Raw genomic sequence first — 25,891 nt, 5'->3', positions numbered from 1 at the left:
AACGATCTCGAGGAGCAGTAATGTCTCAGCCAGCTCAGCCGCAATTCTCGCTGCGCGGAGCCGTTGACCTTTCCAGCCTTGGCAAGCCCGCCCCCGCGCCCGTCGAGGGGGCTGCGCACGGCGGCAAGTGGGTCGTCGACGTGACCGACACGAACTTCCAGCCCGTTGTCGAGGGGTCTGCGAACTACCTGGTCCTGCTACTCGTGTGGCTGCCCAGCGACCCGACGTGCCAGCAGGTCGCCGCGCATCTCAGTCAGATCGCCGACGAGAAGGACGGCGCCTTCCAGCTCGCCCGCGTCGACGCCGAGACGTCGCCCAATATTGCGCGAGCGCTGCAGGCGCAGGGCGTTCCGTACGTCGTTGCCGTTCTGGGAGGTCAGCCCGTTCCGCTGTTCCAGGGCACGGCTGAACTGGATCAGATCCGCGACGTCGTTGACCAGGTTCTGCAGGCCGCCGCCGCGAACGGGGTCACCGGCAAGGCGCCGAGCGACGAACCCGTCGCCGAGGACGAGGCCCCCGCCGTCGCCGACAAGCCACTGCCGCCGCTGCACCAGGAGGCGTTCGACGCGCTGGAATCGGGAGACTTCGCGGGCGCGGTCGCTGCGTATGAGAAGGCGCTCGCGCAGGATCCCCGCGACCAGGACGCCGCTGCCGGCTTGGCGCAGACCAACCTGCTACTGCGCCTTGAGGGCGCGGATGCGGCCGCGATTCGTCGGGCTGCTGCCGATTCACCCGACGACGTCGATGCGCAACTGGCGGTCGCCGATCTGGATCTGGCCGGGGGCAAGGTGCAGGATGCGCTCGATCGGCTGATCCAAAGGATCGCCACTGTATTCGGGGACGACCGTGACAAGTTGCGCACCCGGCTCATCGACTACTTCGCCCTGCTCGGCGCGGACGATCCGCGCGTCGCTCCCGCGCGCCGTGCTCTCGCCGCCGCGCTCTACTAGGCGCCCCGGCCCTCAGCGCCCGCGCCACTCGTTCGCCGCCGCGCTCTACTAGGCGTCCCGGCCCTCAGCGCCCGCCACCCCTCGTCCGAGCAGGCGGCTTCGTTGAACGGCCAGCCCAGCAGGGCGAGAAGCTGCCCGGTTCCGCCGAGCTAAGCCTGCCGGACCAGGAATAGGCCGCCCAGTGGTGGCACCCGCAGCGAGACCGAGTGCGCCTGGCCGTGGCACGGCGCGCGTTCCGCCTCAAGCGGGCCCGAATTGACCACGCCCGAGCCGCCGAACGCGAGGTCGTCCGAGTTGAAGACCTCGCGCCAGGTGCCGTCCTGCGGGAGCCCGATTCGGTAGCCCTCATGGGGGACGCCAGCGAAGTTGACCACCACCACGACCTCATTGCCTTCACCGTCGCGCCGGATGTAGGACAGCGTGTTGTGGTTGCCGTCGGATGCGTCGAGCCACTGGAAGCCTGCTGGATCGTGGTCCAGTTTCCATAGCGCGGGGTGCTCACGATATACCCGGTTCAGTTCGCGAACGGTCTTCTGGACGCCCTGGTGGGATGGGTAGTCGAGCGTGTACCAGTCGAGGGGCGTGGACTCGTTCCACTCTGTGCCCTGGGCGAACTCGGTTCCCATGAAGGTCAACTGCTTGCCGGGGTGTGACCACTGGTACGTGAACAGCGCGCGAACGCCGGCGTGCTGCTGCCAGTCGTCGCCCGGCATCTTCCGCAGAAGCGATCCCTTGCCGTGCACGACCTCATCGTGGCTGATCGGCAGGATGTAGCGCTCCGAATACGCGTAGACCATCGAGAAGGTGATCTCGCCGTGGTGGTAGCGGCGGTTGACGGGTGATTCCGCCAGATAGCGCAGGGTGTCGTTCATCCAGCCCATGTTCCACTTGAGCCCGAAGCCCAGCCCTCCACCCGAGGTGGGCGCAGTCACGCCGGGCCAGGCCGTGGATTCCTCGGCGATCATCATGATCCCCGGTGCGCGGCGGTAGGCGGTCGCGTTGGCCTCCTGCAGGAACTGTATGGCGTCCAGGTTCTCGCGGCCGCCGAACTGGTTGGGGCGCCACTGACCAGCCTCGCGCGAATAGTCGAGGTAGAGCATGGAAGCCACGGCGTCGACGCGCAGTCCGTCGATGTGGAACTCCTGGAGCCAGTAGACGGCATTCGCGACGAGGAAGTTGCGAACCTCGTTGCGGCCGAAGTTGAAGATGTAGGTCCCCCAGTCGGGGTGTTCGCCCAGGAACGGGTCCGGGTGCTCGTACAGCGCCGTTCCGTCGAAGCGCGCGAGGGCCCACTCGTCCTTGGGGAAGTGCGCTGGCACCCAGTCCAGGATGACGCCGATGCCGGCGCGGTGAAGCGAATCGACCAGGAAACGGAAATCGTCCGGCGAGCCGAAGCGCGAGGTCGGGGCGTAGTAGCCGGTGACCTGATATCCCCAGGAACCGCCAAAGGGGTGTTCAGCAACGGGGAGGAACTCCACGTGCGTGTAGCCGAGGTCAACGACGTAGTCGGTGAGCTGGGACGCCAGGTCGCGGTAACTCAGGCCCGGTCGCCACGAGCCAAGGTGTACCTCGTAGATGCTGATGGCACCTGTGTGCGGGTCTCGCGCCGAGCGGTCGGCCAGCCATTCGTCGTCGCTCCACGTGAAGTTGCTGTCGACCACGATCGAGGCTGTCGCCGGTGGCACCTCCGTGCCGCGGGCCAGCGGGTCCGCCTTCTCGCGCCACGCCCCGTCGGGGTGGCGCAACTGGAACTTGTAGCGCTGCCCCGCTCCGACGCCGGGGACGAATAACTCCCACACACCGGAACTGCCGAGCGAGCGCATGGCGTGACTGCGGCCGTCCCAGCCGTTGAAATCCCCGACGACGCGGACGGCTTGCGCATTGGGCGCCCACACGGAGAAGGCCGTTCCGTGCACGTCCCCGAGGGTCGATTCCACCGTGAGCACCCGCGCTCCAAGCGCATGCCACAATTCCTCGTGGCGGCCCTCGCGGATCAGGTGCAGATCGAGCTCGCCCACAGTGGGCTGGTGGCGATATGGATCGTCTGCCAAGGAGACGTCTGCGCCGTAGCGAGTGCGCACTCGGTAGTCCCATGACGCGACGGGCACGATGGCGTACCAAACACCGGCATGCTCATGCACCGCGCGATACTCGGCATTGCCGGTGACGATCGTCACGTCGTCGGCCAGGGGCCTTCGCACGCGTACGGTCGCCGTCACGCCGTCGGGATTGGGATGAAACCCCAGGACCGAATGCGGATCGAAGTACGACCCGTCCGCGACGGCCACCAATTCGGCCTCGGACTTCGGCAGCGGCGTCGACGACGGTGTCATTGCGGTGCTCATTCTCTTACCTTGTCACAATCTGGGCGTTACGCGGAACCGCGACGTGCGGTTTCGTCACCTATCGGCCGCGATGGGCGCGCTGACCGCGGCGGATAGCCGTCATCGCCCGCGCCGCCACCGCGAGGGCGCGCTTGATCTCCGGCAGATCGCCCGCCGGAGCGCTCCCCGCGGCGGGTGCCCACTCGGATCAGCCTCAGCCGAGGCGGGGGCGCCTCGCGCCTGCCGCGCCGTCCCGCCCGGCACGAATGGAGCGCCTGGAGCGACGTAGAATTGACGCATGTCTTCTCCTTCCCCGGAATCACCTGTGCCCGCGACCGCTGCGTCCGCAATCGCGGCGGAGCCCTCGTCCACGCCCGCAAGCCCGGTGCGCGTGCGCTTCTGCCCGTCACCGACCGGCACGCCGCACGTCGGCATGGTCCGTACCGCGCTGTTCAACTGGGCGTACGCGCGGCACACGGGGGGCACGTTCGTATTCCGCATCGAGGACACCGATCCGGCACGCGACTCCGAGGAGAGTTACCACCAGCTCATCGACTCGCTGAAGTGGCTGGGGCTCACGTGGGACGAGGGTGTCGAGGTGGGCGGTCCGCACGAGCCCTACCGGCAGTCACAGCGCTTCGACCTGTACAACAAAGTGGCTGCCGACCTGCTGGCGGGCGGCTACGCCTACGAGTCCTTCTCCACCTCCGATGAGATCGAAGCGCGTAACGTTGCCGCGGGCCGCCCGAAGGCCTTGGGATACGACGGCTACGACCGCACCCTGACGGACGAGCAGAAGGCGGCATTCCGCGCGGAGGGCCGCGAACCCTCGATCCGCCTCCGGATGCCGGATGAGGACATCACCTTCACTGACCTGGTCCGCGGCGACATCACGTTCAAGGCGGGCTCGGTGCCTGACTTCGTCATCGTACGATCGGGCGGGCACCCGTTGTACACCTTGGTGAATCCGGTCGACGATGCCGCGATGGACATCACCCACGTGCTGCGCGGCGAGGACCTCCTGTCGTCCACGCCACGGCAAATCGTGCTGTACCGCGCGCTGATCGAACTCGGCTACGCCAAGCAGATCCCCGCCTTCGCGCACCTTCCTTACGTCATGGGGGAGGGGAACAAGAAGCTGTCCAAGCGCGATCCGGAGTCGAACCTGCTGTTGCACCGCGAGAACGGCTTCATCCCCGAGGGTCTACTCAACTACCTGGCGCTGCTGGGCTGGTCGATCTCGCCGGACAATGACATCTTCACGACCGATGAGCTGATCGCCGCGTTCGACGTCTCCGACGTCAACCCCAACCCCGCAAGGTTCGACCTGAAGAAGGCGCAGGCGATCAACGCGGCGCACGTGCGCATGCTCGAACCATCCGACTTCGTTGCACGCCTGGTGCCGTACCTTGCCGCGGCGGGCCTCGTTCCCGCTGACACCTACGCCGAGTTGTCGGACGCGGATCGGGCCCGGCTCGACGCGGCCGCGCCGCTCACCCAGGAGCGCATGGTCCTGCTGGGTGAGGCCCCGGGCATGCTGGGGTTCCTCTTCACCGCCGATGGCGATCTGGTGATCGAGGAGGATGCCCGCGCGCAGTTGCGCGACGATGCGGCCCAGGTTCTCGACGTCGCTGTCGACCGGCTCGGGGCTCTCGACGACTTTACGACCGACGCCATCCAGGACGCGTTGCGGACCGCGCTCGTCGACGAGTTGGGTATTAAGCCGCGCTTCGCGTTCACGCCCCTCCGCGTGGCGCTGAGTGGCCGCCGCGTCTCGCCCCCGCTGTTCGAGTCGATGGAGATCCTGGGCAAGGAGTCCACGTTGGCTCGCCTGCGAGCACTGCGGTCGAGCCTGTAGCGTCATGGGTTCATTCAAGGACGAGCCCTCCGTTCCACTGCGAGCCGTCATCGTCGACATCGACGACACGATCGTGGACACTAAGGGCGCGTTCGCTGGCGCACTGAGTGAGGTTGCACGGACCTACCTGCCCGATTTGGCTGAGGCCCGCCACGGCGAGGTCGTGGCCCTATGGCGGCGGGACCCGAACGGCTTCTACCGGGCTTTCACCCGCGGCGAGATGGGGTTTCGTGAACAGCGCCTCGCCCGGGCCGAGCAATTGCAATCCCAGTTTGGCGGGGCTGGCATCGGCACGGATGGTTTCGATGCCTGGAACGAGGTCTTTGAGGCCGCGTTCCAGGCGAACTGGCGCCCTTTCGCCGATGCTGCGCCATTCTTTGCGGCCATCGCGGGTGCGGGCCTGAAACTCGGCGCCGTCTCGAACGCGGACACCGCCTACCAGGAGAAGAAACTCGAGGTGGTGGGACTGGGCGGACACATCCAGACCCTGGTCGGGGTGGATGTGCTCGGCTACGGCAAGCCCTCGCCGCGCGTATTCGAGATCGCCTGCGACCGGCTGGTCGTCGCAGCTGCGGAGACCCTGTATGTCGGTGACGAACTGGACATCGATGCTCGCGGGGCGCGGGCGGCTGGGCTCAGGGGAATCTGGCTCGACCGGCCGGGTGCCCGCCGTGGCGGCCCCTTCGATGAGGATCGCGAGGCAGCGCTCGCGGACGGTATCGCGGTCGTCGAATCGCTAGACGAGTTGGCTGCGGAGCTGTCCCTGGTTCCACAGGTTCGCGATGAGTCCACGGCGAGCTGAGCGCTCCGTCCACGAATGCGGTGAGGAGGACTCCTGCTCAGATAGGGGCGTTCGCGTCGAATCGTCCTGCCGCGTGTCAGACGTCGCGGGTATCGGCCAGTGGAACTCGCGACGCGACTGCGACCAGCGACGATAACCTGAGGTGATGAAGCCTTTTCTCCTCCTCGCCACGCGCTTCGACGATCCGGTCGCCGACGCGGAGTACGAGGCATTTCGGAGTTACGGCGGCCTGAGCGACGGAGAACTCGTCCGAGTGCGTCTTGAGCAAGCACCTATGCCCGCGATCGAGCTGGACGACTATTCGGGCATCATCATCGGCGGCGGACCATTCAACGCATCGGATCCGCAGGCGTCGAAGAGCGGCGTGCAGGTTCGCGTCGAGGAGGAACTCGGTGCGTTGGTGGACCGGATCGTCGAGGCAGACTTCCCGCTGCTCGGAGCCTGCTACGGCGTGGGCGCGGTCGCGACGCGCCTCGGAGCAAAGGTTGACACGCGGTTCGGAGAGCCCGTCAGCGCGGTGCCGATCACGCTGACCAAGGAGGGCAAGGAGGACGATTTGTCCGCCTCGCTTCCGGAGACCTTTCTCGGATTCGTCGGTCACAAAGAGGCGTGTTCGGAGCTTCCTCCCGGGGCGGTGCTGCTGGCATCGTCGCCGCTATGTCCGGTGCAGATGTTCCGGTACGGGCGGAACCTGTATGTCACGCAGTTCCATCCGGAGCTGGACACTCCCGGCATCGTCCAGCGCGTGCGTACGTACCAGGACGAGGGCTACTTTGACCCGGCCGAGTTGGAGGCCGTGATCGCCAGGGTCGAGGGCGTGAAAGTCACGGAGCCGAGCAGGCTGCTGGCCGCGTTCGTCGCGCGGTACGCGCGCTAGCGAAGAATCGCTGATCGGCACGCGTGAGCGGATGCCACCGACACTGATCGGCAGCACGCGGTCCCGTGGTGGCGATCGCGCCGATTAGCGGGTCGCCATGATGGCGATGAGGGGTACGGCAAGCGCCGTGACCGTGCCGGTCAGCGCGGCGATCCCGGTCGTGCGCCAGCGACGCGCGAGTGCGGAGATGGAGATATTCGCCCCAATTGCGACCATGGCGCCCGCGATCATGGCCGTGGATGCCACCGGCGCGGCGCCCTCGGCTTGCTCCGGTAGATCGAACACCGTGCCGAGGGCGATGCAGGCAATGAAGCCGATAACGAACAGCGGCACGATCCTCGCCTTCGAACCAGCCCGCCCCGTTCGGCGCCCGCGCAGTAAGCGTCCGGAGCCGGCAGCGCCCACGATGAGGACGAGCGGCGCAAGCAGTGCCACGCGCAGCAGTTTGGCGACGGTGGCGATGGCGAGAGCCTCGGGCGAGACGAGGTCGCCCGCCATGACCACGTGAGCGACCTCCGGCAGGCTGGCACCCATCCACAAGCCCGTATCGGCATCGCTGAGGCCGAGGCTCGCTGACATAAAGATCGTTACTGGAATGGCTACCAAACCCAGAACGCACACCATCGCTATGGTCGCGGCGGAGTACTCGTCCATCATTGACCGGCGCCGCGAACCGGAACCGCGCTCTGCCAGCGCCCCGGCCATGGTCGAGGCGGCCGCGGCGCCGCAGACGGCGAAGCCCGCCGCGATGGTCGCCGAACCGTCGGGGTCGTTGCCGTAGCGTCGAGCGACGATGCGGGTAACGAGGAATGTCGCTATCAGCGTGAGCGCCGCGATCGCCATCCCCCGCGGACCCAGCGTTCCTAAGTCGCGCAGTGTGAAGCGAATGCCGAGCAGTGCCACGCCGGTGCGCAGCACCGTACCGGCGACCGAATTTGCGTCAGCCAGGATGCGCGCTGGATCGCCGGGCAGGCGAAGGACGACCGGGCGTGCCGCGATGCCGACCGCGAGACCGAAGACGATCGCGGAGACCGCGGGAACGGCCGCTTGCGCCGCGACACATCCCAGGCCGAGACCGGTGAGGATCACCCCGGTGAGGATCGCTCTGGCGGGCGTGCTCTTGCCGCGGCCGAGCTCCCTGCTGGCGCCGTCTTGTAGCGCTCCGGAGTCGCACGATGCGGAGGTGCCGCCGGGCTGACGAGGTCCTCGCAGCGGCGTGGTCGGAGTTGTGCTCACGCATTCCACCCTGCGCGTCCGGAGCTGCGTCCGGAAGGCCCAACCCGCGATAGTGATATAACTTTTAGTTATGGCATGGCGAGGGGAGCGGGTGTCGCTCGCGAGTTTGCAGATCATCACGGCGATCGATGAATACGGATCGATCAGCGCTGCTGCCCGCGCACTCGGGCTCTCGCAGCCCGCAGCATCGGCGGCGGCCCGCCGCCTTGAGCGCAGGGTCGGTGCGCGGCTGCTAGACCGCGGCGCCCGGGGGACCTCCTTGAGCGAGACCGGCCGGGCCGTCGCCGCCTGGGCGCGCGGGGTCATCGACGCATCGGACGCATTCGAGACGGCCGTGGCCGCACTCGGCCAGACGCATGACGAGCGGGTGCGCGTGGCGGCATCCATGACAGTTGCCGAGTACCTGGCGCCGCAGTGGCTGGCACGATTGTCCGCCAAGCATTCCGGCTATGACGTGGAACTGATCGTCCGCAACTCCCGCGCGGTTATGGAACTGGTGCGAGACGGCGAGGTGGAACTCGGATTCGTGGAGGGGACCGACGTCGACTACGGGCTGCGCTCGCGGGTCGTGGCGCGCGACGAACTCGTGGCCGTCGTCGCGCCAGGACATCGCTGGGCAAGGAGGCAGGCGGTCTCGCTGGACCAGTTGCTCGACGCGGAACTCGTGGTGCGCGAGGTCGGATCGGGAACCCGGCAGGTGCTCGAGCGCACGCTGCGGGACGCCGGGCTCGCACTGCCGGACCACCTCCCGCACCTCGGCTCGACGGCAGCCATCAAATCGGCGGTGCGGCACGGCGGGTCGCTCGCCGTCCTGTCCCGGCTGACAGTGAGCGAGGAGATCGAGCACGGCATTCTGGTGCCCGTCGAGGTCCTGGGTGCCGATCTGGCGCGTGAACTCGTGATGGTGTGGCGCGACGACACGGTCCTGGGCGCCGCGGGGTTGGAGCTTGCTGCGTTGGCCGTGCGGGGAAACTGAGGCGAGTCGGTGGGGGAGCGCTAGCGAGCCTACTCGCAGCCGACCCCGTCACCGTTCCGGTCCAGATGGGTGCCGTATCCCGGGTCGCCCCGGTAGACCGGTGCCGCACCCGCGTTTCGGGCCGCCGTGCAGTTTTTGTAGTAGACATCCGCTGGCGGGGTGAAGGACTCTTTGACCGTGGAGGAGCCCTTGTCCGCCTTCGGTGTCATCTTGCTCGGCTCGCTCTTGGTCTTCGGTCCGCTCTTGGTCTTCGGTGAGCGGTCCTTCGGGGTCGTGACGTCCGTGGGGATCGTCTGCCCGGGGCAGCCTGTCAGCACCTTCTCCATGGCCGACCGTTCGGCCTTGGTCACCCAGAGCCGGTACTCGGCTTTGACCGCGATCTGCCGGGCGACGTATTCGCACCGGTAGCCGCGATTGGGCGGCAGCCAGGTGGCGGCGTCTCCGTCGCCCTTCTGGTTGTTGAGCGGTCCATCGACCGCCAGCAGGTTGAGCGGGTCATTGCCGAAGTGCTTCCTGGTGTCGCCGTCCCAGGACTGGGCGCCCTTCTGCCACGCGTCAGACAGCGCGACGACATGATCGATCTGCACCTGCGCCGACGTGTCCTGGCCGCGTGTGAATGCGATCTCCTCGCCCGAGTACGGGTCGGCGAGCATTCCGCTGAGTACTACGCAGCCGCCCGTCCCGGTTTGCAGCACGACTTTCGTGAGGTCGCGGCGCAGCACGTCGTTGCGAACGTCGCAGCCGTTGCCGTCCGCATCGAACGAACGGTAGGCGAAGGAATCTCGATCGTAGCCCGTCTTCGGAGCGCGGCCCTTGGTGGGCAGAGTGGCGAGGACTGCGAGCGCATCGCCCTCGGCGGCGAGAACCGTGCCGTCGTCGGGCGATTGAGGGTCTGGGGTTCCGCTGTTTTCGCCCTGCGGTGCTTCTTCGTCATCGGATGCGGCGGGTTCGGTCTCCTCGATTGCCGGTTCCGCGGAAGGCTGCTTTACTCCGTCTTCGTCTGTCCGATCCGGCGCTGCAGATGGAGAGCCTGCCGATGGCGATGGGCTCGTCGTCCCGAGGGGAGCCGGTTCCCCGCTTCCAGCGTCGGAGACGGCACCGCCGAACACGATGACCGCGACAGCAGCCGCCGCCACCACGCCATTGGGAATGCCCGCAGCCGCAAGGACATTCTTACCCCGTGCGGCCTTGACGATCACCCAGCACAGAGCGGTGATGCCGGCAAGGACCAGTGCTCCTCCAATTCCTTGGAACAGGCCGAACAGGGCAGCGAGGCCCAGAGTTATCCAGAAAGGCTTGGCGGAAGCTCTCATCGTTCGCAGGCGATGCCATCTTTGTCGCGGTCCAGGTGCTTGTTGGCCTTGTATATCGACCGCGACACCTTGGGACGGTACTTCGACGGAGCAGTCACCTTGCGTCCGCCTACAGTCTTGGTGTTCGTCGCCTTCTTGGACTTCGCGACGCCGCCGGGATATGCCCGCTGGAGAACGGCGCAAGACTTGTACTTGGTTGCCGCTGATGCCGGTGTCGTTGTGGCCAGGCCAAGGAGCAGCAGGCTCGCTACGGCGAGCAGGACGCCGAATTTCTTTGTCATGTGGACACAGTATCGCGCGCCCGGCTCGCGGCCTTAACTGCCTAGGACCGCGAAGTCGTTCGGGAGGCGGGCGGTACGTTCCGTAGCCCGTGCTCGCACAGGGAAGCACTTGAGAAAACTGAAACGACCGCCTGACGTTCCCACGTTTTCGCAGGTCAATCAGACGGTCGTATGCGTACCCCCAAGGGGATTTGAACCCCTGTTACCGCCGTGAGAGGGCGGCGTCCTAGGCCGCTAGACGATGGGGGCCAGGACTGGTTTTCGGCATTTTGCCGTTCACCGGTGAACCACTGTACACGATGATCATCGCGAAGCAAATCGCATGTGATCGTGCGCTGGGGTACCAGGACTCGAACCTAGACTGAGAGAATCAGAATCTCTAGTGCTGCCAATTACACCATACCCCAAGGGGTATCACCCTCGGCCGAGCCGAAGAGCGTTACCGTCGTGGAACATTACCCGATCTTTTGGCCGGACTCAAACTGGCCGGTCGGGCAAACCTGATCCCCTCACTCACCGGCGCGGCGCAGCACCTCTGTGAGGCGATTCGCCGCGGCTACTACCGAGGGCGCGTGCAGGCGTCCAGGCTGACGGGTCAGGCGCTCGACCGGCCCGGATATGGATACTGCCGCGACGATGCGCCCGGATGGGCTGCGGACGGGTGCGGACACGGACGCAACGCCGGGCTCCCGCTCGCCAACGGACTGCGCCCAGCCGCGGCGGCGAACGCCGGACAGGATCGTGGCGGTGAATTCCGCTCCCTGGAGGCCGCGGTGCAGGCGATCCGGTTCCTCCCACGCGAGAAGAACCTGGGCCGCGGAACCGGCCTGCATTGTCAGGGCGGCTCCGACGGGGATCGAGTCGCGCAGCCCGACCGGGCGTTCGGCCGAGGCCACGCAGATGCGCTGATCTCCCTGGCGGCGGTACAGTTGCGCGCTTTCGCCAGTGTGGTCGCGCAGAGCGGTCAGCACGGGATTGGCCGCGCCGAGCAGGCGGTCCTCGCCGGCCGCGGTCGCGAGCTCGTTCAGGCGCGGCCCGAGCACGAATCGTCCCTGCATGTCGCGCGCCACCAGCCGGTGGTGCTCGAGCGCCACGGCAAGCCGGTGGGCGGTCGGCCGGGCCAGCCCCGTGGCGGTGACCAGCTGGGCGAGTGTTGCAGGGCCCGACTCAAGGGCGCTCAGTACAATCGCTGCCTTGTCCAGAACGCCAACTCCGCTAGAATTGTCCATAGGTCGATATTGCCGTCTCGCACTTCGAGATGCAACAGATGTCCACATTCTCGTTTTACGAGGCAACTTTTCGACGACTTTCAGTGAGAGAATGCTGTTTTACACCGCCCGTTTGGGCGCAGCATGAGACCCCCCAGGTCACCGAGTGACCGCCGTCCGTCACGCGCGAAAACGTGATGGGCGTCAGCAATAAATGCGAGAGGACGACAATGGCCGGCACGCTGGCGGAAAAGGTCTGGAACGATCACCTGGTTCGACGAGGTACCAACGGTGAGCCCGACCTGCTCTACATTGACCTACACCTGTGCCACGAGGTGACGAGCCCGCAGGCATTCGAGGGCCTCCGCCTCGCCGGACGCCAGGTGCGCCGTCCGGAGCTCACCATGGCGACGGAGGACCACAACACCCCGACGCTCGACATCGACCTGCCGATCGCGGATCTTACGAGCCGCACGCAGATCGACACTCTTCGCAATAATGCGAAGGAATTCGGCGTTCGCATCCACTCCCTGGGCGACGCGGACCAGGGCATCGTTCACCAGGTCGGTCCGCAGCTCGGTCTGACCCAGCCCGGCATGACGGTGGTCTGCGGCGACTCGCACACCTCGACCCACGGCGCCTTCGGCGGTCTCGCGTTCGGTATCGGCACCTCCGAGGTCGAGCACGTGCTCGCGACCCAGACGCTGCCGCTGCAGCAGTTCAAGACCATGGCGATCAACGTCAACGGCGAGCTGCCTCCGGGCACCACCAGCAAGGACATCATCCTCGCGATCATCGCGAAGATCGGCACCGGCGGCGGTGCGGGCTACGTGCTCGAGTACCGCGGCGATGCGATCCGCAAGCTCTCGATGGAAGCCCGCATGACGATCTGCAACATGTCGATCGAGGCGGGCGCGCGCGCGGGAATGATCGCCCCGGACGACATCACGTTCGAGTACATCAAGGGCCGCCCGCACGCACCCGAGGGTGAGGACTGGGACGCCGCGGTCGAGTACTGGCGGACGCTCAAGACGGACGATGACGCCGTCTTCGACGTCGAGGTCGACCTGAACGCCTCGGACCTCGAACCGTTCGTCACCTGGGGCACGAACCCTGGTCAGGGCCTGCCCCTGAGCGCTACGATCCCGGTTCCAGAGGAGATTGCTGACGAGAACGAGCGGGTCGCCGCCGAGCGCGCAATCGAGTACATGGGCCTGACCCCGGGTCAGCCGCTGCGCGAAATCAAGGTCGACACGGTCTTCATGGGATCGTGCACCAACGGGCGCATCGAGGACCTGCGTTCCATCGCCAAGGTCATCAAGGGCCACAAGAAGTCGGACGATGTCCGCGTCCTCGTGGTTCCGGCCTCTGCTCGCGTCCGCCTGCAGGCCGAGGCGGAGGGGCTGGATCGGATCTTCAAGGACTTCGGAGCCGAATGGCGCAACGCCGGTTGCTCGATGTGCCTTGGAATGAACCCCGACCAGCTGGCTCCAGGGGAGCGCAGCGCGTCGACCTCGAACCGCAACTTCGAAGGCCGCCAGGGCAAGGGGGGGCGCACGCACCTCGTCTCGCCGCTGGTCGCCGCGGCGACGGCGATCCGCGGAACGCTGTCGTCAGTTGCCGACCTGGCCGCCACGGACCCCGCTTTCGCTGACCTCGACATCGACTCTATCGACGGCTCGCCGCTCGCGCCGCTGGACCCGAACCTGATCGTTCAGGTCTAGGGATTTAGGAGACTTTAATCATGGAGAAGTTCACCACTCACACCGGAATTGGCGTTCCGCTGCGTCGCGGAAACGTCGACACCGACCAGATCATTCCGGCGGTATACCTCAAGCGCGTGACGCGTACCGGCTTCGAGGATGCTCTCTTCGCGGCATGGCGCAGCGACCCGGAGTTTGTCCTGAACCAGGACGCCTACCGCGCTGGCTCCGTGCTCGTCGCCGGCCCCGACTTCGGGACCGGCTCGTCCCGCGAGCACGCCGTGTGGGCGCTCAAGGACTACGGCTTCAAGGTAGTCTTCGCCTCGCGCTTCGCGGACATCTTCCGCGGTAACTCCGGCAAGCAGGGCCTGCTTGCAGGCCAGATGGCTCAGGAAGACATCGAGTTGCTCTGGAAGATCCTGGAGACCAAGCCGGGTACGAGCATCACGGTGGACCTCGGCGAGCGCGTCGCGACCGCCGATGACGTGACCGTGCCGTTCAACATCGATGACTACACGCGCTGGCGCCTGATGGAGGGCCTGGACGACATCGGTCTGACCCTCCAGCACGAAGAGGAGATCACGGCCTTCGAGGCGAACCGGCCGTCGTTCAAGCCGAAGACCCTGCCCGCCAAGCACTTGCCCAAGGTCGACATCGAAGCTGCGCGTCCGGTCTAATACGACCATGCCGAGAACTCGACCTGTACGAGGGATCACGCCAACATACCGTGCCCTGGTCGCACTCCTGCGACCAGGGCTCATGGCGCTCACCAAGCGTGAGTGGACCGGCGGCGAGAACATCCCCAAGTCCGGTGGCTTCATTGCCGCGGCGAACCACATGAGTGGCTTCGACCCGGTGACGACCACGCACTACCTACACGATCACGGCGTTGCGCCCAAGATCATGGCCAAGGACTCACTGTGGAAGGTGCCGTTGCTCGGGGCCTTCCTACGCGGCACGAAGATGATTCCGGTCTCGCGCGGAACGCGGAACTCGTCCGACTCCCTCGTGGCGGCGCAGAACGCGCTCGAGGCGGGCGAAACGGTGCTGATCTTCCCCGAGGGGACCCTCACCAAGGACCCCGAACTGTGGCCGATGGCGGGCAAGACTGGCGTGGCGCGCCTCGCGCTCACGTCCGGCGCGCCGGTCATCCCGATCTCGCAGTGGGGCGTGCAGCGGATCTTCAAACAGCACGGCAAACTGCTGCGGCTGATCCCGCGTAAGACGGTCCAGGTGCACACCGGCCAGCCGGTCAACCTCGATGACCTGCGCGACCAGCCGATCACCGCGAGTGTGCTGCAGGAGGCGACGTCACGCATCATGCGCGCGATCGCGGATGGCGTCGCCGATCTGCGCGGCGAGACGGCTCCCGAGCAGTTGTACAGTCCCGGCTCGGCGAAGAACTCGTCCAAGGAGAAGCAATGATTGCTGCAGTTCTCGGGTCGGGCGCGTGGGGAACCACGTTCTCGGCGGTGCTGGCCGATTCCGGCTGCCGGGTTCGTCTCTGGGGGCGCGATGAGATCGTGGCCGAGCAGATCACGACGATGCGCCGCAACGACAAGTACCTGCCCGGCATCACGCTGCCGGCGGGGGTGAGCGGGACGACGAGCGCGCGCGACGCGCTCTCGGGCGCCAAGATCGTGGTCGTCGCGATCCCCTCGCAGAGCGCGCGTGCGGTGCTCGAACCGCTCGCGGAGTACCTCGATCCTGATGCGGTCGCCGTGTCCCTGATGAAGGGCGTCGAGCTCGGCACGGACAAGCGCATGAGCGATGTTGTCGCGGAGGCGCTGGGCATCCCGCTGAGTCGCGTCGCCGTCGTGTCCGGTCCGAACCTCGCGGGCGAGATCGCGGCGCATCAGCCGACGGCGACGGTGGTCTCGTCCACCGACGAGGCGACCGCGGCCCTCGTGGCCGAGGCCTGCTCGTGCGACTACTTCCGCCCCTACACGAATCCCGATGTCGTCGGGGTCGAGCTGTGCGGCGCGGTCAAGAACATCATCGCGCTGGCCGTGGGCATCGCCCAGGGCCAGGGGATGGGCTACAACACGACCGCGACGGTCATCACGCGCGGCCTGGTCGAGATCACGCGGCTCGGGCTCGCGCTCGGCGCCCAGGCCGAGACCTTCGCTGGCCTGGCAGGCATGGGCGACCTGGTCGCCACCTGCGCCTCCCCGTCGTCGCGCAACCACACGCTCGGGCGGCACATCGGGCAGGGTAAGACGTTGGACGAGGCCATCGTCGCGACTCGCGGAACCGCCGAGGCGGTGAAATCTTCCCGATCGGTGCTCGCGCTGGCTCGCACTGTTGGCGTCGAGATGCCGATCACCGAGGCCGTGGTGGGCGTGTTGCACGAGGGGCAGTCGGTCACCGAGATGGCATCGAAGTTGCTGAGCCGGCCCCGCAAGACCGAAGGGCTCTAGCGGCGCCACTGTCACTGTCACTGTCACTGGCGCCGATCCGGGGCCGCGCCATCGTTTGCTCGGTTTGTGTTCGGATGCTGCGGTTTAGGTGACCGCATCCGAACGAAAACCGCGCACGCGATGCTTCATAAGGATGCGCTTTTCCGCATCAAAGTTGCGTGATGCGGAAAAGTGGATCACTCGTGCGATCGGATGAATTCCGCACCGTGGTCTTTCGCTGACTCTCGATCATCGTTTGCTCGGGTTTCGTTCGTATGCCGCGGTTTGAGAGGCCGCATTCGAATGAAAATCCCGCACGCGATGCGGATCGGTCGCTTAACCCGGCACGGAGTAGTGAGTTTCCCGCCCGCTAGTTTGGCATTTTATGGGGGCAGCCGGGTTTCCTGCGCCCTAGAGCCGGTCCAGCCCTAGAGCCCATCCAGCCCTTGCGCCAGGTCGGCCCAGAGGTCCTCGACGTGCTCGATGCCCACGGACATTCGGATGAAGTCCTCGGGCACGGTGGGGGATTCGGAGGTGAAGCGGCGGCGGCGCTCCAGCGTGGACTCGACCCCGCCGAGCGAGGTGGCCGGAATCCAGACCTTCAGCGCATCGATTAGCGCATCCGCCCCGGTAGCCCCGCCGCGCGGCCGCAGACCGATCACCGAGCCGTAGCCGCGCATGATTCTGGTGGCAACCTCGTGCCCCGCATCGCCGGGCAGGGACGGGTGACGGACTTCCACGACGTTCGCATGCGATTGCAGGCGCAACGCCAGTTCGCGGGCGTTCTCCTGCGCGCGCTCGACGCGCAGGGCCAGGGTACGCAGGCCGCGCAGGGCGAGCCACACCTCCCACGGCCCGGCGATCGCGCCGTGGTGCGTGCGGTGATGCCACAGCCGTTCGCGCAGTGCGCTGTCGCTTGTGAGGGCCAATCCGAGCACCACGTCCGAGTGACCGGCCAGGTACTTGGTGACCGAGTGGACAACGACGTCCGCGCCGAATTCGAGCGGGCGCTGGACCAGCGGGGTGGCGAAGGTGTTGTCGACGGCGACCAGCGCCCCGGCGGCGTGCGCGGCCTCGATGATCACGGGCAGATCCGCCACCTCCAGCATCGGGTTGGTGGGCGATTCGATCCAGACGAGGTCCGCGCCAACCACCGCCGTGGCCACCTGCTCGGTGTCATCCACATCGACCTGGCGCACGGTCACCCCGTGCCGCTGCGCGAGTTCCTCGGCGAGGATGAGCGTGGCGTGGTAGGCGTGGCGCGGCACCACGATCGTGCCGCCATCCGGCACGAGCGAGATGACGGCCGAGATCGCCGCCATGCCGGAGGAGAACACTAGCCCGGGGAGATCGGCGCGTTCGAGTTCGGCGACGGCCTGCTCGAAGGGATGCCACGTCTCGGTGTCCCACCGCGTGTACAGCAACTCGTCGCTCGACGGCGTGCCCGTCGAGACATAGGTAGAACTCAGGACTACCGGCGGATTCACGGGGGCGCCCGGAGTCGCGTCCGGCCTGCCTGCGCTCACGACGATCGTCGATGGATCAAGCTCGCGTTCAGTCATAGGACCAATCTAACGCCGCAGACGAACCGGCAGAACGTCGTGACCACGAGTCGGAACGACAGGGCCGCATGAGATGGAGTCGGCGCCAATCGGGAACGACATTGGATCCGCGAATGTATTGGTGCCGACCTTCGCTTTTGGCTGCCCGCGAGTCTTTATATCCTAAGGACTACAGTTGCTTGTGTTCAGGCAATGTCATCGATGCCGATCGGATGCACCATGGTGAACCTTCATCACAATCCCGCGGGAGTGCGTCTTCGTCGCGCCGTAGACCCTCCGTTCCGGACGTACCTGGTCGCGTTCGTCAGTGCGTTGGCACTCTTGTGGGCCGTGGCAACCCCTGTGCAGGCAACAACAGCTATCTCACCCGAAGTGAAGGACGCCTCGTCAATACTCGGTGGTCGTGTGGTGCCGTTTGGTGGCATGCCCGCCACCGTTCGATCGGGCGAGTTCATCTCTGTAGCGGCGGGTTTAAGGCACTATCTGGCGCTTCGTGCGGATGGCAGCATCGTCGCGTGGGGCGACAACCGCTACGGGCAGACGGACGTGCCCGCGGAACTCACCGGCGAAACGGTAATCGCGGTCGCTGCGGGTGATTGGTACTCGCTGGCATTGACGGCGAACGGCCAGGTTACTGCCTGGGGTGACGATTCGGCGGGTCAGATCGACGTCCCGCAATCATTGGCAACTACGTCCGTCGTGGCTGTTGCCGCAGGCGAAGCGCATTCCCTCGCGCTGACCTCGGACGGTCACGTAATCGCCTGGGGCTCTCAGACAGAGACACCTCCAGCGCTCACTGGGCGAACCGTGACGGCAGTGGCGGCCGGGGGCGACCATTCGATGGCGCTCCTGGACAGCGGGGAGATCGTATCGTGGGGTTGGATCGTCGACGGCATAGCAGACGTCGCAGAGACCCTGGGTGGCAAGACCATCACTGCGGTCGCTGCAGGCGTCGATCACTCCCTGGTGTTGACCTCCGATGGGGAAGTGATGGCGTGGGGCAGTGACGCTAAGGGGCAATCGAGCGTTCCGCCGTCACTTGAGCACGTGACGATCAGCGGTATCGCGGCCAGTGGCGATCACTCCCTGGTGTTGACCTCCGATGGGGATGTTATCGCCTGGGGCGATAACGACTATGGCCAGACGGCAGTGCCTGCCGGATTGAACGGTTCGCATGTCAGTGTCATTGCCGCTGGTCCTCGGGGCTCCATGGCACTGTCTTCCGCTGGGAAGCTCACCGCATGGGGTGCAGATTTCAACGGTCAGGCGGACGTCCCTGCCTCACTCGCGGGCAAGACCGTGACGGCAATCTCCGCCGCGTATTTTCACTCGCTGGCGTTAACCTCCGACGGTAAAGTCCACGCGTGGGGCTCTGACTTCGCCGGGCAAACCGACGTACCGGAGTCCCTAGACGGCAAGGAAGTGAGTGCGATAGCGGCGGGTGGTTGGTTCTCGCTCGCTCTGACATCGGACGGAAAAGTCATCGCGTGGGGCGCGAAGGGCGGGCCTCAGATCGATGTACCAGCGTCCCTGGATGGCAAGATCGTTACCGCGATAGCCGCGGGAGAGGACCATTCGCTCGCAGTGACAATGGACGGCAAGGTGACGACCTGGGGATACGGCGTCGCTGGCGACAACGCAGTGCCGCCCGCAGAACTGGCGGATGAATCCGTTGTCGCTGTTGCGGCGGGCCAGGATTTCTCGCTCGCTTTAACTACCGATGGACGAGTTCTCAGCTGGGGCGATAGCGCGGCGAATCTTGAGGTGCCCGGCTCCCTCACGGGGAAGACCGTGATCGCTATCGCGGCTGGCGACCTCCACGCCCTAGCTCTGACGTCCGATGGCCACGTCACGGCGTGGGGAGCGGACAACTTCGGGCAAACGGACGTGCCGACGTCCCTGAATGCCACGGCGGTGAATTCCGTAGCCGCGGGGGCATCGTCCTCCTACGCGCTGACGTCCGATGGTCGGGTTACGGCATGGGGCGCCAACCAGTTCGGGCAAACGGATGGGACGGATGGGATCCAGGGAAAATTCGTGACCGCCGTGTCGGGTGGTGCGTATCACGCCCTCGCAATCGTCGCCGATGGGCTCCAAACTCCCGCAATCCAAGCAGCCACACTCGCCTCAGGTCAGGTCGGCACAGCGTACGACTCGCCATTGGTCGTGAGTGGGACGCCGCAGCCCACCCTCGCAATCACGGCCGGGCAACTCCCGCCAGGGCTCGCGTTGACTCCAGACCGCAGGATCGTCGGAACCCCCACGAATGCGGGAACGTACGCCTTCACCGTGACTGCGACGAACGTTCTCGACTCAGCATCCGCGGGATTCACGATCTCCATTGATCCGGCCACCATACCTCCGATTAGACCACCAGGTCAGCCGTCAGCCGGCGGTGGGTCGGACAAGGCTGGCGGCACACCGACTCAGCCCGGCAACAACAGTGGCAACGTTGTAAAGGCGACCGCTAGAGTCACGGCCAAGCTGAAGCGAAAGACCGTGACCACTCGTACTCGGGCACACGTCATCATCCGCGTCCAGACCAAGAACGCGACGCGTCCCACAGGCACGATCACGGTCAAGGTCGGGAAGAAGAAAGTCACCAAGAGACTTAGAGTCAAGAACAACGGCCGGCTGACCATCATGCTTCCGAAACTTCGCAAGGGCGGTTACAGGATCACCACGAAGTTCAGCGGCTCACGGACAGCGAAAGCCGCCAGCGCGAAGAAATCACTCAAACTACGAGTCGTCAAGGCAAAGCCGAAGGCGCGCTGACCAGCCGGGCCCGTATTCCTGCCAGTTTGGGGTTTGGATGCGTCCAGGTGTGCATCATCGACGTCCGTAGGCAGAGGCGTATCGGCACACGGTCGTGTGGTCGCATCAGGCGACGCCAGGCGAGTACGATCTAACCGATGTCTTCTTCGCCCAAAATCCGCGTCATGATCCTCTTCGGGGGACGCTCCGGCGAGCACTCGATCTCCTGCGCCACCGCCGCCGGCGTGATGCGCGCCATCGACCGCGCCAAATACGAGGTCGTGCCCGTGGGCATCACCCGGCAGGGTAAGTGGGTCGAGGCGGACGAGGATCCCGCCGCGTGGGAGATCATCGACGGGAAACTGCCCGAGGTGACGGACAACGGAGGCGGCGAGGTCACGCTGTCGCTCGACGTCGGCACCTCCGAGGCGCGCGTCGTGACCCCGGGTCAGCCAGTGCGATCGCTCGGCCACATCGACGTCGTCTTCCCGCTGCTGCACGGCCCGTTCGGCGAGGACGGAACCCTACAGGGGCTGCTCGAACTCGCCGACATCCGCTACGTCGGCGCGGGTGTCCTCGCGAGCGCGGTCGGTATGGACAAGCACTTCATGAAACTGGTGCTCGCCGGGGCGGGCATCCCGATCGGCGCCTACGAGTTCTTCACCGCGAGCGAATGGGATCGGGATGCGCAGACTCTGCTCAAGCGGGTCGAACCGCTGGGGCTGCCGCTGTTCATCAAGCCGGCACGGGCGGGCTCGTCCCTGGGAATCAGCCGCGTGACCAGCCTCGCCGACCTACCCGCCGCCATCGCGGAGGCGCGCAGGCACGATCCGCGGATCATCGTCGAGGCCGCGATCACCGGCCGGGAGATCGAGTGCGCGGTCCTGCAGGGGCGGGCAGGCCAGCCGACGCGGGCGTCCTCGCCCGGGGAGATCGTCGTCAGCGGCGGCACCCACACCTTTTACGACTTCGAGGCAAAGTACCTCGATGAGGCCAGCGTCCAGTTGTCGTGCCCGGCCAACCTTCCCGCCGATGTCACGCAGCGCGTGCGCGACTACGCCGTCAAGACCTTCGACGCCTTCGCGGGCGAGGGCCTGAGCCGCGTCGACGTGTTCGTGACCGAGGCCGGCGACGTGATCGTCAACGAGATCAACACGATGCCCGGCTTCACGCCGTTCTCCATGTACCCGCGAATGTGGGAATCCTCGGGACTCGACTACGCCTCGCTCATCGACGAACTGCTCACCCTCGCGCTGGAGCGCCCGCTCGGACTCCGGTAGCCGCTCTCGTCGGTCATCAACGCACCACTTGCTAGCGCGCCACTGAACAATCCAGCAGTGCTTAACCCGCACCGCCCGCCAGATGGTCGTTGACGGTCGACACCGGATTGACCCGGCCGCTCCTCACGTCCGACTGACGAGCGCCGCCCCAACTGCCGCTGCCGGGGTGTTCTCCGGCAGGAACTGCACCCTCTCGGGCAGCTTGAGGTCCGCGATGAACGGCGACGTCCCCGACCATTCGCGGAGCGTGGCCCCGAGGGCCTGCCGCAGGGGTTCGCCGAGCCGGCTGAGGCCGCCCCCGATCACGATGGTCTGCGGGTCGATGCTGAGTGCGAGAATCCGCACGCAGCCCGCCGCGCCGCTGACGAGCCCCTCGAACGCGCGCCGCGCGTCGGCATCCCCCGACTCCATGGCCCGCACGAGCCCGCGCCCGGGGTGGGCCCCGCCGGCGGGCCACGCCCGGCGCAATCCGGCGCCGCTGGCAATAGTCTCCAGGCAACCCCTCTGCCCACAGGGGCACTCCAACCCATGCGGGTCTACGGGCAGGTGGCCGATCTCGCCAGCTGCGCCCGCCTGCCCGCGCCACGCAACACCATCCACGACGATGCCCGCCGCCAATCCCGTCCCCAGGTTGAGGAACGCGACGGTGCCGGACAGTGACATGAGGTGCGCGGCTCCGGCGGCTGCGGCGGTCACGTCGTTGTCGATCTCAACCGGGATACCGAACCGCTCCCGCAGCGCGGGTCCGAGTTCGAGCGAGCGCACTCCGAGGTTCACCGCGTTGCGCACTCGCCCGCCGACGCGGTCGACGTGGCCGGGGATGCCGATTCCGATGGACGAGAATTCCCCCAGTTCGCGTCCGGCCGTGGCGGCCAGCGCCACGACTGACGAGGTGGTCGTCGCCAGGACGGCATCCTCGCCGCGCATGGTGGGCAGCGTTACGCTCGCGGCGATCTCGCCCGAGTCGGCGAGGGCGACCGCCTGCGTCTTGGTTCCGCCGATATCGATACCGACGCGCATCATATGACCGCCTCCGCTTCGAGCAGGTGGATCAGTGCATCCCCGACAAGCCTGGAGGCGCCGTAGGTGGCGAGTACGGGCGCATCCGCGAAGACCGATGGCCAGCCCATCTCGACGACCAGGGTCGGGATTCCGCTCGCCGTGAGCTCGCGTAGTCGGTCGGCGGCGGCTCCAGGACGAGTGATCCCGCGTCCGATCACGATGGCGGCCGGGGGCCGCTCATCGAACTGCCAGGGGGACGATGCCTCGGCATCGACCGACGTGAGCGGGCGCTCGGACAGCCAGCCACGGCGGCTATCGGGGGTGAAAGGTCCCCACGGCGCATCGCCCACGGCCATGTTGGCCTCACTGTCGGCGCGGACTATCCACGCCTCGCGATGACGCGCGATCCATTCCCCGGCGGCGTCCACACCGTCGAAGGCTTCGATGACCTGCTCAACGTCCGGTCCGGCGGAGACCTCCTCCTCGCCAATGCCGGTCGGTAGCTCGGCTATCGTCGCCCGCACGCGCGCCGCGGCCTCGCTGACCCGCCCCAAGGTCAGGCCGCCGCGCTCGATGGCGGCCTCGATCTCGGCGGCGATCTCGTCCACGAGGGCGGGGGTGGTACCGGTGCCGAGGCACAGCAGATCGCAGCCGGCCGCGAGCGCGCGCACCGCGGCGCGCGGAATACCGATGCCAGCGCTGGCCCCCTGCATGTCGAGCGCATCGGATACGACGATCCCCGTGAAACCGAGTTCGCCGCGAAGTAGGTCGGTCACGATCGCCCTGCTGAACGTCGCGGGCGCGGTGGCGTCCAGTGCGCGGACCACGATGTGCGAGGTCATGACGGCCTTCACGCCAGCCTCGATAGCGGCGCGGAAGGGGACGAGTTCGCGTGTCGCGAGCTCGTTCGCGGGCACCGAGATCGTGGGCAGGCCGAGATGCGAATCGGCGGACGTGTCGCCGTGTCCCGGGAAGTGCTTGACGCATGCAACGGCGCCCGCGGCCTGAGCGCCCGCCACCCAGGCGGCCACGTGCCGCGCGGCGATCTGCGGATCCGCCGAGAAGCTCCGCGTTCCGATGACGGGGTTAAGCGGATTGCTGTTGACGTCGGCCACGGGCCCGAGGATCAGGTTGAATCCGGCGGCTAGGACGTCCCGCGCGACCTGGCTGGCGACGCTCGCCGTCAACTCGACGTCATCGATGCGCCCGAGAATGGCAGCGCCCGGATATGGCGATCCCTCGCGATAGTGCAGCCGGGTAACGTCGCCGCCCTCCTCGTCGATGGCGACCAGGATCGGCCGGTCCGCCTCTCGCAGGGCGCTTCCTATCGCGCCCAACTGTTCCGCATCGCGCACGTTTTCGCCGTACACGCAGACGGATTCAATGCCGTCAGCCAGCCCTTGCATGACCCATTCGGGGACCACGTGGCCGGTGAATCCTGGCTGGAGTGTGGCGAGAATGTCTCGCCTAAGCGCGTGATCGCTCATCCCTTGACCGCCCCTGACACCAGCCCCGAGGTCATGCGGCCCTGGACGAGGACGAAGAAGAAGATCACGGGCACCGCCACGAGGGTGGACGCGGCCATGACCTCGCCCCAGTCGATGGCCCGCGCGCTCGACTGCTGGATGAAGGTGCGCAGCCACAGGGGCAGGGTCGCTTGCTCGGCGGGCAAGATGACGAGGGCGATCGTGAACTCGTTCCAGGCCTGCAGGAACGCGTAGACCCCGGAGGCGATGAGTCCGGGCGCCAGCAGCGGGAAGGTGATCCGGAGGAATGCCCTGGTGCGGCTCAGGCCGTCTACCATCGCGGCTTCCTCGAGTTCTATCGGAATTCCCGCAACGAAGCCGCGCAGCATCCAGATCGTGAACGGCACGACGGCCGCGATGTAGAGGATCGATACGCCGATGATGTTGCGCATCTCGAGTGATCCCAGCAGCTTGTACTGAGCGATGAACATGCCCTCGGCCGGCAGCATCTGCACGAACAGGACGGCCAGGACGAAACTGCGCCGCCCCTTGAACCGGAAGCGGCTGAGTGCCAGCGCAGCGAAGAAAGCAAAGATGAGGCAGACGACCACCGCGATGCCGGCGGCGATCAGGCTCATGCCGAGAGCGGATGCGAACGATCCGTCCCGAAGGACGGCGCGGAAGTTGTTCAGAGATCCGCCGAAGGGAACCAGGGTCGGGGTGGTGCGCTCCAACGTGACGCCAGGCAGGAATGATGAGTTCAGCATCCAGTAGACGGGGAACGCCCACAGTAGCGCGACGATGATGCCGAGCGCGGCGAGGGCAAATCGGCCGAAGCGCTTGCGCGCGCTTCGCCTCGATGCCGACAGTGCAGGGCTCTCGGACGAGGTCTCCGGCGCGGCCGTACTGCCTAGCGGAATATCGCTCTCGTTGCTGCCGAGAAGGGCGGAGTCGATGGTCATGCGGGTTCATCCTCCCTGACGAGGTTGCGCACGTAGGCCCAGCTCAGTGCGATGGTGAGAAGCAGCACGAAGATCGACATGGCGCTGGCCATTGCGAAGTCCGACGATCCGACGCCGAGTTGGTAGATATAGGTACCCAGCACGTCGGTCTCGCTGGCGAGGGAGCCCCGGTCCTGCAGGAGCTTGATCTGCGTGAACACGCGCAGATCCCAGATGATCTGCAGCAGCATCACGATACCCATGACGGGCTTGACGAGGGGAAGGATGATGTAGCGCAGGCGCTGCCACGGCGTTGCGCCGTCGATGGCGGCCGCCTCCAGGACCTCGCCGGATACCTGGGTCAGCCCGGCGTAGATGGAGAAGGCCGCGAAGGGCACCGACATCCACACCACGATGACCATCGCCACGAAGAAGAATGACAGCGGATTCTCGAGCCAGTTGTGACCGTTGAAATCGAAGCCGAGGTTGGTGAGGAGCCAGTTCGCCAGGCCCCTGCGCCAGTCGAAGAACCAGTTCCAGATCGTCATCGCGGCCACCACGGGAGTGGCCCACGCGAGGAGGAGGGCGATCTGCATAGTGAGCCGCACGCCCTTGTTCGTGGCCTTCATCAGTAGCGCGATCGCCAGGGCGAGCACCATGGTGACGACGGCGGTGACGAGGCAGAAGGCGACGGATCGCCCGACCACGAGCCACGTCGCCTTGGATGTGAACAGGGCCACGTAGTTGTTGAACCAGACGAACTCCGGCGGCTTCCCGAACTGCTGCGCGAGGCCGAACTTCTGCATCGACGTCCGGACCTGCCACAGGATCGGGTAGGCGAGTGCGACCAGCATGATCGCGATGGCTGGCGTGATCAGTACATAAGGTGCGATCCGCCCGCGACGTTTGGGGGAGCGCTGTGCGCGGGCAGACGAGGGTGCCGTGGTCACTGGTGACTC

The 25,891-nt window shown here is 66.4% G+C and carries 21 protein-coding genes and 2 tRNA genes; 11 read left to right on the top strand and 12 right to left on the bottom strand.

Features of this window, described 5'->3' with window-relative positions; all coding sequences use genetic code 11:
- Window positions 1–20: 20 nt before the first annotated feature.
- Window positions 21–950, top strand: a complete 930-nt coding sequence (locus tag FB461_RS07010) for a tetratricopeptide repeat protein (protein WP_142120181.1) — start codon at window positions 21–23, stop codon at window positions 948–950.
- Window positions 951–1,099: 149 nt separating this feature from the next.
- Here the strand turns inward: FB461_RS07010 and glgB are convergent, their stop codons facing one another.
- Window positions 1,100–3,295: a 1,4-alpha-glucan branching protein GlgB gene (glgB, locus tag FB461_RS07005; RefSeq protein WP_246046062.1), complete on the bottom strand. Its 2,196-nt coding sequence runs from the start codon at window positions 3,293–3,295 to the stop codon at window positions 1,100–1,102.
- Window positions 3,296–3,572: 277 nt separating this feature from the next.
- Between glgB and gltX the strand changes: the two genes are divergently transcribed.
- The 3 genes from gltX (at window position 3,573) to FB461_RS06990 (ending at window position 6,811) form a co-directional block, all read left to right on the top strand.
- Window positions 3,573–5,132, top strand: a complete 1,560-nt coding sequence (gene gltX / locus FB461_RS07000) for a glutamate--tRNA ligase (protein WP_142120179.1) — start codon at window positions 3,573–3,575, stop codon at window positions 5,130–5,132.
- Between the two features lie 4 nt (window positions 5,133–5,136).
- Window positions 5,137–5,934, top strand: coding sequence for an HAD family hydrolase (locus tag FB461_RS06995; protein WP_142120177.1), 798 nt, complete (start codon window positions 5,137–5,139; stop codon window positions 5,932–5,934).
- Window positions 5,935–6,079: 145 nt separating this feature from the next.
- A complete protein-coding gene (locus FB461_RS06990) occupies window positions 6,080–6,811 on the top strand; it encodes a glutamine amidotransferase (protein WP_142120175.1) in 732 nt (243 codons plus the stop codon).
- Window positions 6,812–6,895: 84 nt separating this feature from the next.
- Here FB461_RS06990 and FB461_RS06985 read toward each other — a convergent pair whose 3' ends face one another.
- Window positions 6,896–8,047, bottom strand: coding sequence for a YeiH family protein (locus FB461_RS06985; RefSeq protein WP_170222644.1), 1,152 nt, complete (start codon window positions 8,045–8,047; stop codon window positions 6,896–6,898).
- A 70-nt stretch (window positions 8,048–8,117) separates the two neighbouring features.
- Here FB461_RS06985 and FB461_RS06980 point away from each other — a divergent pair, with 70 nt between their 5' ends.
- A complete protein-coding gene (locus FB461_RS06980; protein ID WP_142120171.1) occupies window positions 8,118–9,023 on the top strand; it encodes a LysR family transcriptional regulator in 906 nt (301 codons plus the stop codon).
- A gap of 29 nt (window positions 9,024–9,052) precedes the next feature.
- On the opposite strand, the gene FB461_RS06975 is transcribed toward FB461_RS06980, so the two are convergent.
- From FB461_RS06975 to FB461_RS06955, 5 genes are all read right to left on the bottom strand, one after another.
- Entirely contained in the window at window positions 9,053–10,336 is a 1,284-nt protein-coding gene (locus FB461_RS06975) for a GmrSD restriction endonuclease domain-containing protein (RefSeq protein WP_142120169.1), read from the bottom strand.
- The gene (locus FB461_RS06970; protein ID WP_142120167.1) at window positions 10,333–10,617 is read right to left on the bottom strand and encodes an excalibur calcium-binding domain-containing protein; all 285 of its coding nucleotides are present in this window, start codon (window positions 10,615–10,617) and stop codon (window positions 10,333–10,335) included. The genes FB461_RS06975 and FB461_RS06970 overlap by 4 nt, the downstream gene beginning before the upstream one ends.
- Before the next feature lie 176 nt (window positions 10,618–10,793).
- Window positions 10,794–10,866: transfer RNA gene (locus FB461_RS06965), tRNA-Glu, on the bottom strand.
- 86 nt (window positions 10,867–10,952) lie between these two features.
- Window positions 10,953–11,024 (bottom strand) — tRNA-Gln (locus FB461_RS06960).
- A gap of 102 nt (window positions 11,025–11,126) precedes the next feature.
- A complete protein-coding gene (locus tag FB461_RS06955; protein WP_142120165.1) occupies window positions 11,127–11,846 on the bottom strand; it encodes an IclR family transcriptional regulator in 720 nt (239 codons plus the stop codon).
- Window positions 11,847–12,055: 209 nt separating this feature from the next.
- On the opposite strand from FB461_RS06955, the gene leuC reads away from it, so the two are divergent.
- The 4 genes from leuC to FB461_RS06935 are packed head-to-tail and all read left to right on the top strand — an operon-like array spanning window position 12,056 to window position 15,948.
- Window positions 12,056–13,549, top strand: coding sequence for a 3-isopropylmalate dehydratase large subunit (gene leuC / locus FB461_RS06950; RefSeq protein WP_142120163.1), 1,494 nt, complete (start codon window positions 12,056–12,058; stop codon window positions 13,547–13,549).
- A gap of 20 nt (window positions 13,550–13,569) precedes the next feature.
- Window positions 13,570–14,205 (top strand): 3-isopropylmalate dehydratase small subunit, encoded by a 636-nt coding sequence (gene leuD, locus FB461_RS06945; protein WP_142120161.1) that lies wholly within the window; start codon window positions 13,570–13,572, stop codon window positions 14,203–14,205.
- Window positions 14,206–14,212: 7 nt separating this feature from the next.
- Window positions 14,213–14,953, top strand: a complete 741-nt coding sequence (locus FB461_RS06940) for a lysophospholipid acyltransferase family protein (protein WP_142120159.1) — start codon at window positions 14,213–14,215, stop codon at window positions 14,951–14,953.
- Entirely contained in the window at window positions 14,950–15,948 is a 999-nt protein-coding gene (locus FB461_RS06935; RefSeq protein ID WP_142120157.1) for an NAD(P)H-dependent glycerol-3-phosphate dehydrogenase, read from the top strand. The genes FB461_RS06940 and FB461_RS06935 overlap by 4 nt, the downstream gene beginning before the upstream one ends.
- A 407-nt stretch (window positions 15,949–16,355) precedes the next feature.
- Here the strand turns inward: FB461_RS06935 and FB461_RS06930 are convergent, their stop codons facing one another.
- Window positions 16,356–17,489 carry a trans-sulfuration enzyme family protein gene (locus FB461_RS06930; RefSeq protein ID WP_142120155.1) on the bottom strand — a complete coding sequence of 378 codons (1,134 nt, stop codon included), beginning with the start codon at window positions 17,487–17,489 and terminating at the stop codon, window positions 16,356–16,358.
- A gap of 423 nt (window positions 17,490–17,912) precedes the next feature.
- Between FB461_RS06930 and FB461_RS06925 the strand changes: the two genes are divergently transcribed.
- Window positions 17,913–20,264 carry an RCC1 domain-containing protein gene (locus FB461_RS06925; RefSeq protein WP_170222643.1) on the top strand — a complete coding sequence of 784 codons (2,352 nt, stop codon included), beginning with the start codon at window positions 17,913–17,915 and terminating at the stop codon, window positions 20,262–20,264.
- A gap of 137 nt (window positions 20,265–20,401) precedes the next feature.
- Window positions 20,402–21,523 carry a D-alanine--D-alanine ligase family protein gene (locus FB461_RS06920; RefSeq protein ID WP_170222642.1) on the top strand — a complete coding sequence of 374 codons (1,122 nt, stop codon included), beginning with the start codon at window positions 20,402–20,404 and terminating at the stop codon, window positions 21,521–21,523.
- Between the two features lie 123 nt (window positions 21,524–21,646).
- On the opposite strand, the gene FB461_RS06915 is transcribed toward FB461_RS06920, so the two are convergent.
- Genes FB461_RS06915 through FB461_RS06900 form a run of 4 tightly spaced genes read right to left on the bottom strand, consistent with a single transcriptional unit; the run spans window position 21,647 to window position 25,786 of the window.
- Window positions 21,647–22,546, bottom strand: coding sequence for an ROK family protein (locus FB461_RS06915; RefSeq protein ID WP_342776118.1), 900 nt, complete (start codon window positions 22,544–22,546; stop codon window positions 21,647–21,649).
- Entirely contained in the window at window positions 22,543–24,012 is a 1,470-nt protein-coding gene (locus FB461_RS06910) for a glycoside hydrolase family 3 N-terminal domain-containing protein (protein ID WP_142120152.1), read from the bottom strand. Before FB461_RS06910 ends, FB461_RS06915 begins: the two co-directional genes overlap by 4 nt.
- A complete protein-coding gene (locus FB461_RS06905; protein WP_142120150.1) occupies window positions 24,009–24,953 on the bottom strand; it encodes a carbohydrate ABC transporter permease in 945 nt (314 codons plus the stop codon). The genes FB461_RS06910 and FB461_RS06905 overlap by 4 nt, the downstream gene beginning before the upstream one ends.
- On the bottom strand, window positions 24,950–25,786 hold the full coding sequence (locus FB461_RS06900; protein ID WP_142120873.1) for a carbohydrate ABC transporter permease: 837 nt from the start codon (window positions 25,784–25,786) through the stop codon (window positions 24,950–24,952). The genes FB461_RS06905 and FB461_RS06900 overlap by 4 nt, the downstream gene beginning before the upstream one ends.
- Window positions 25,787–25,891 lie beyond the last annotated feature (105 nt).

The sequence above is a fragment of the Rarobacter faecitabidus genome (genome assembly GCF_006716265.1).
Taxonomy (GTDB): Bacteria; Actinomycetota; Actinomycetes; order Actinomycetales; family Cellulomonadaceae; genus Rarobacter; species Rarobacter faecitabidus.
The sequence above is the reverse complement of the archived record's forward strand: the minus strand, read 5'-3'. Positions and strand labels throughout refer to the sequence as shown.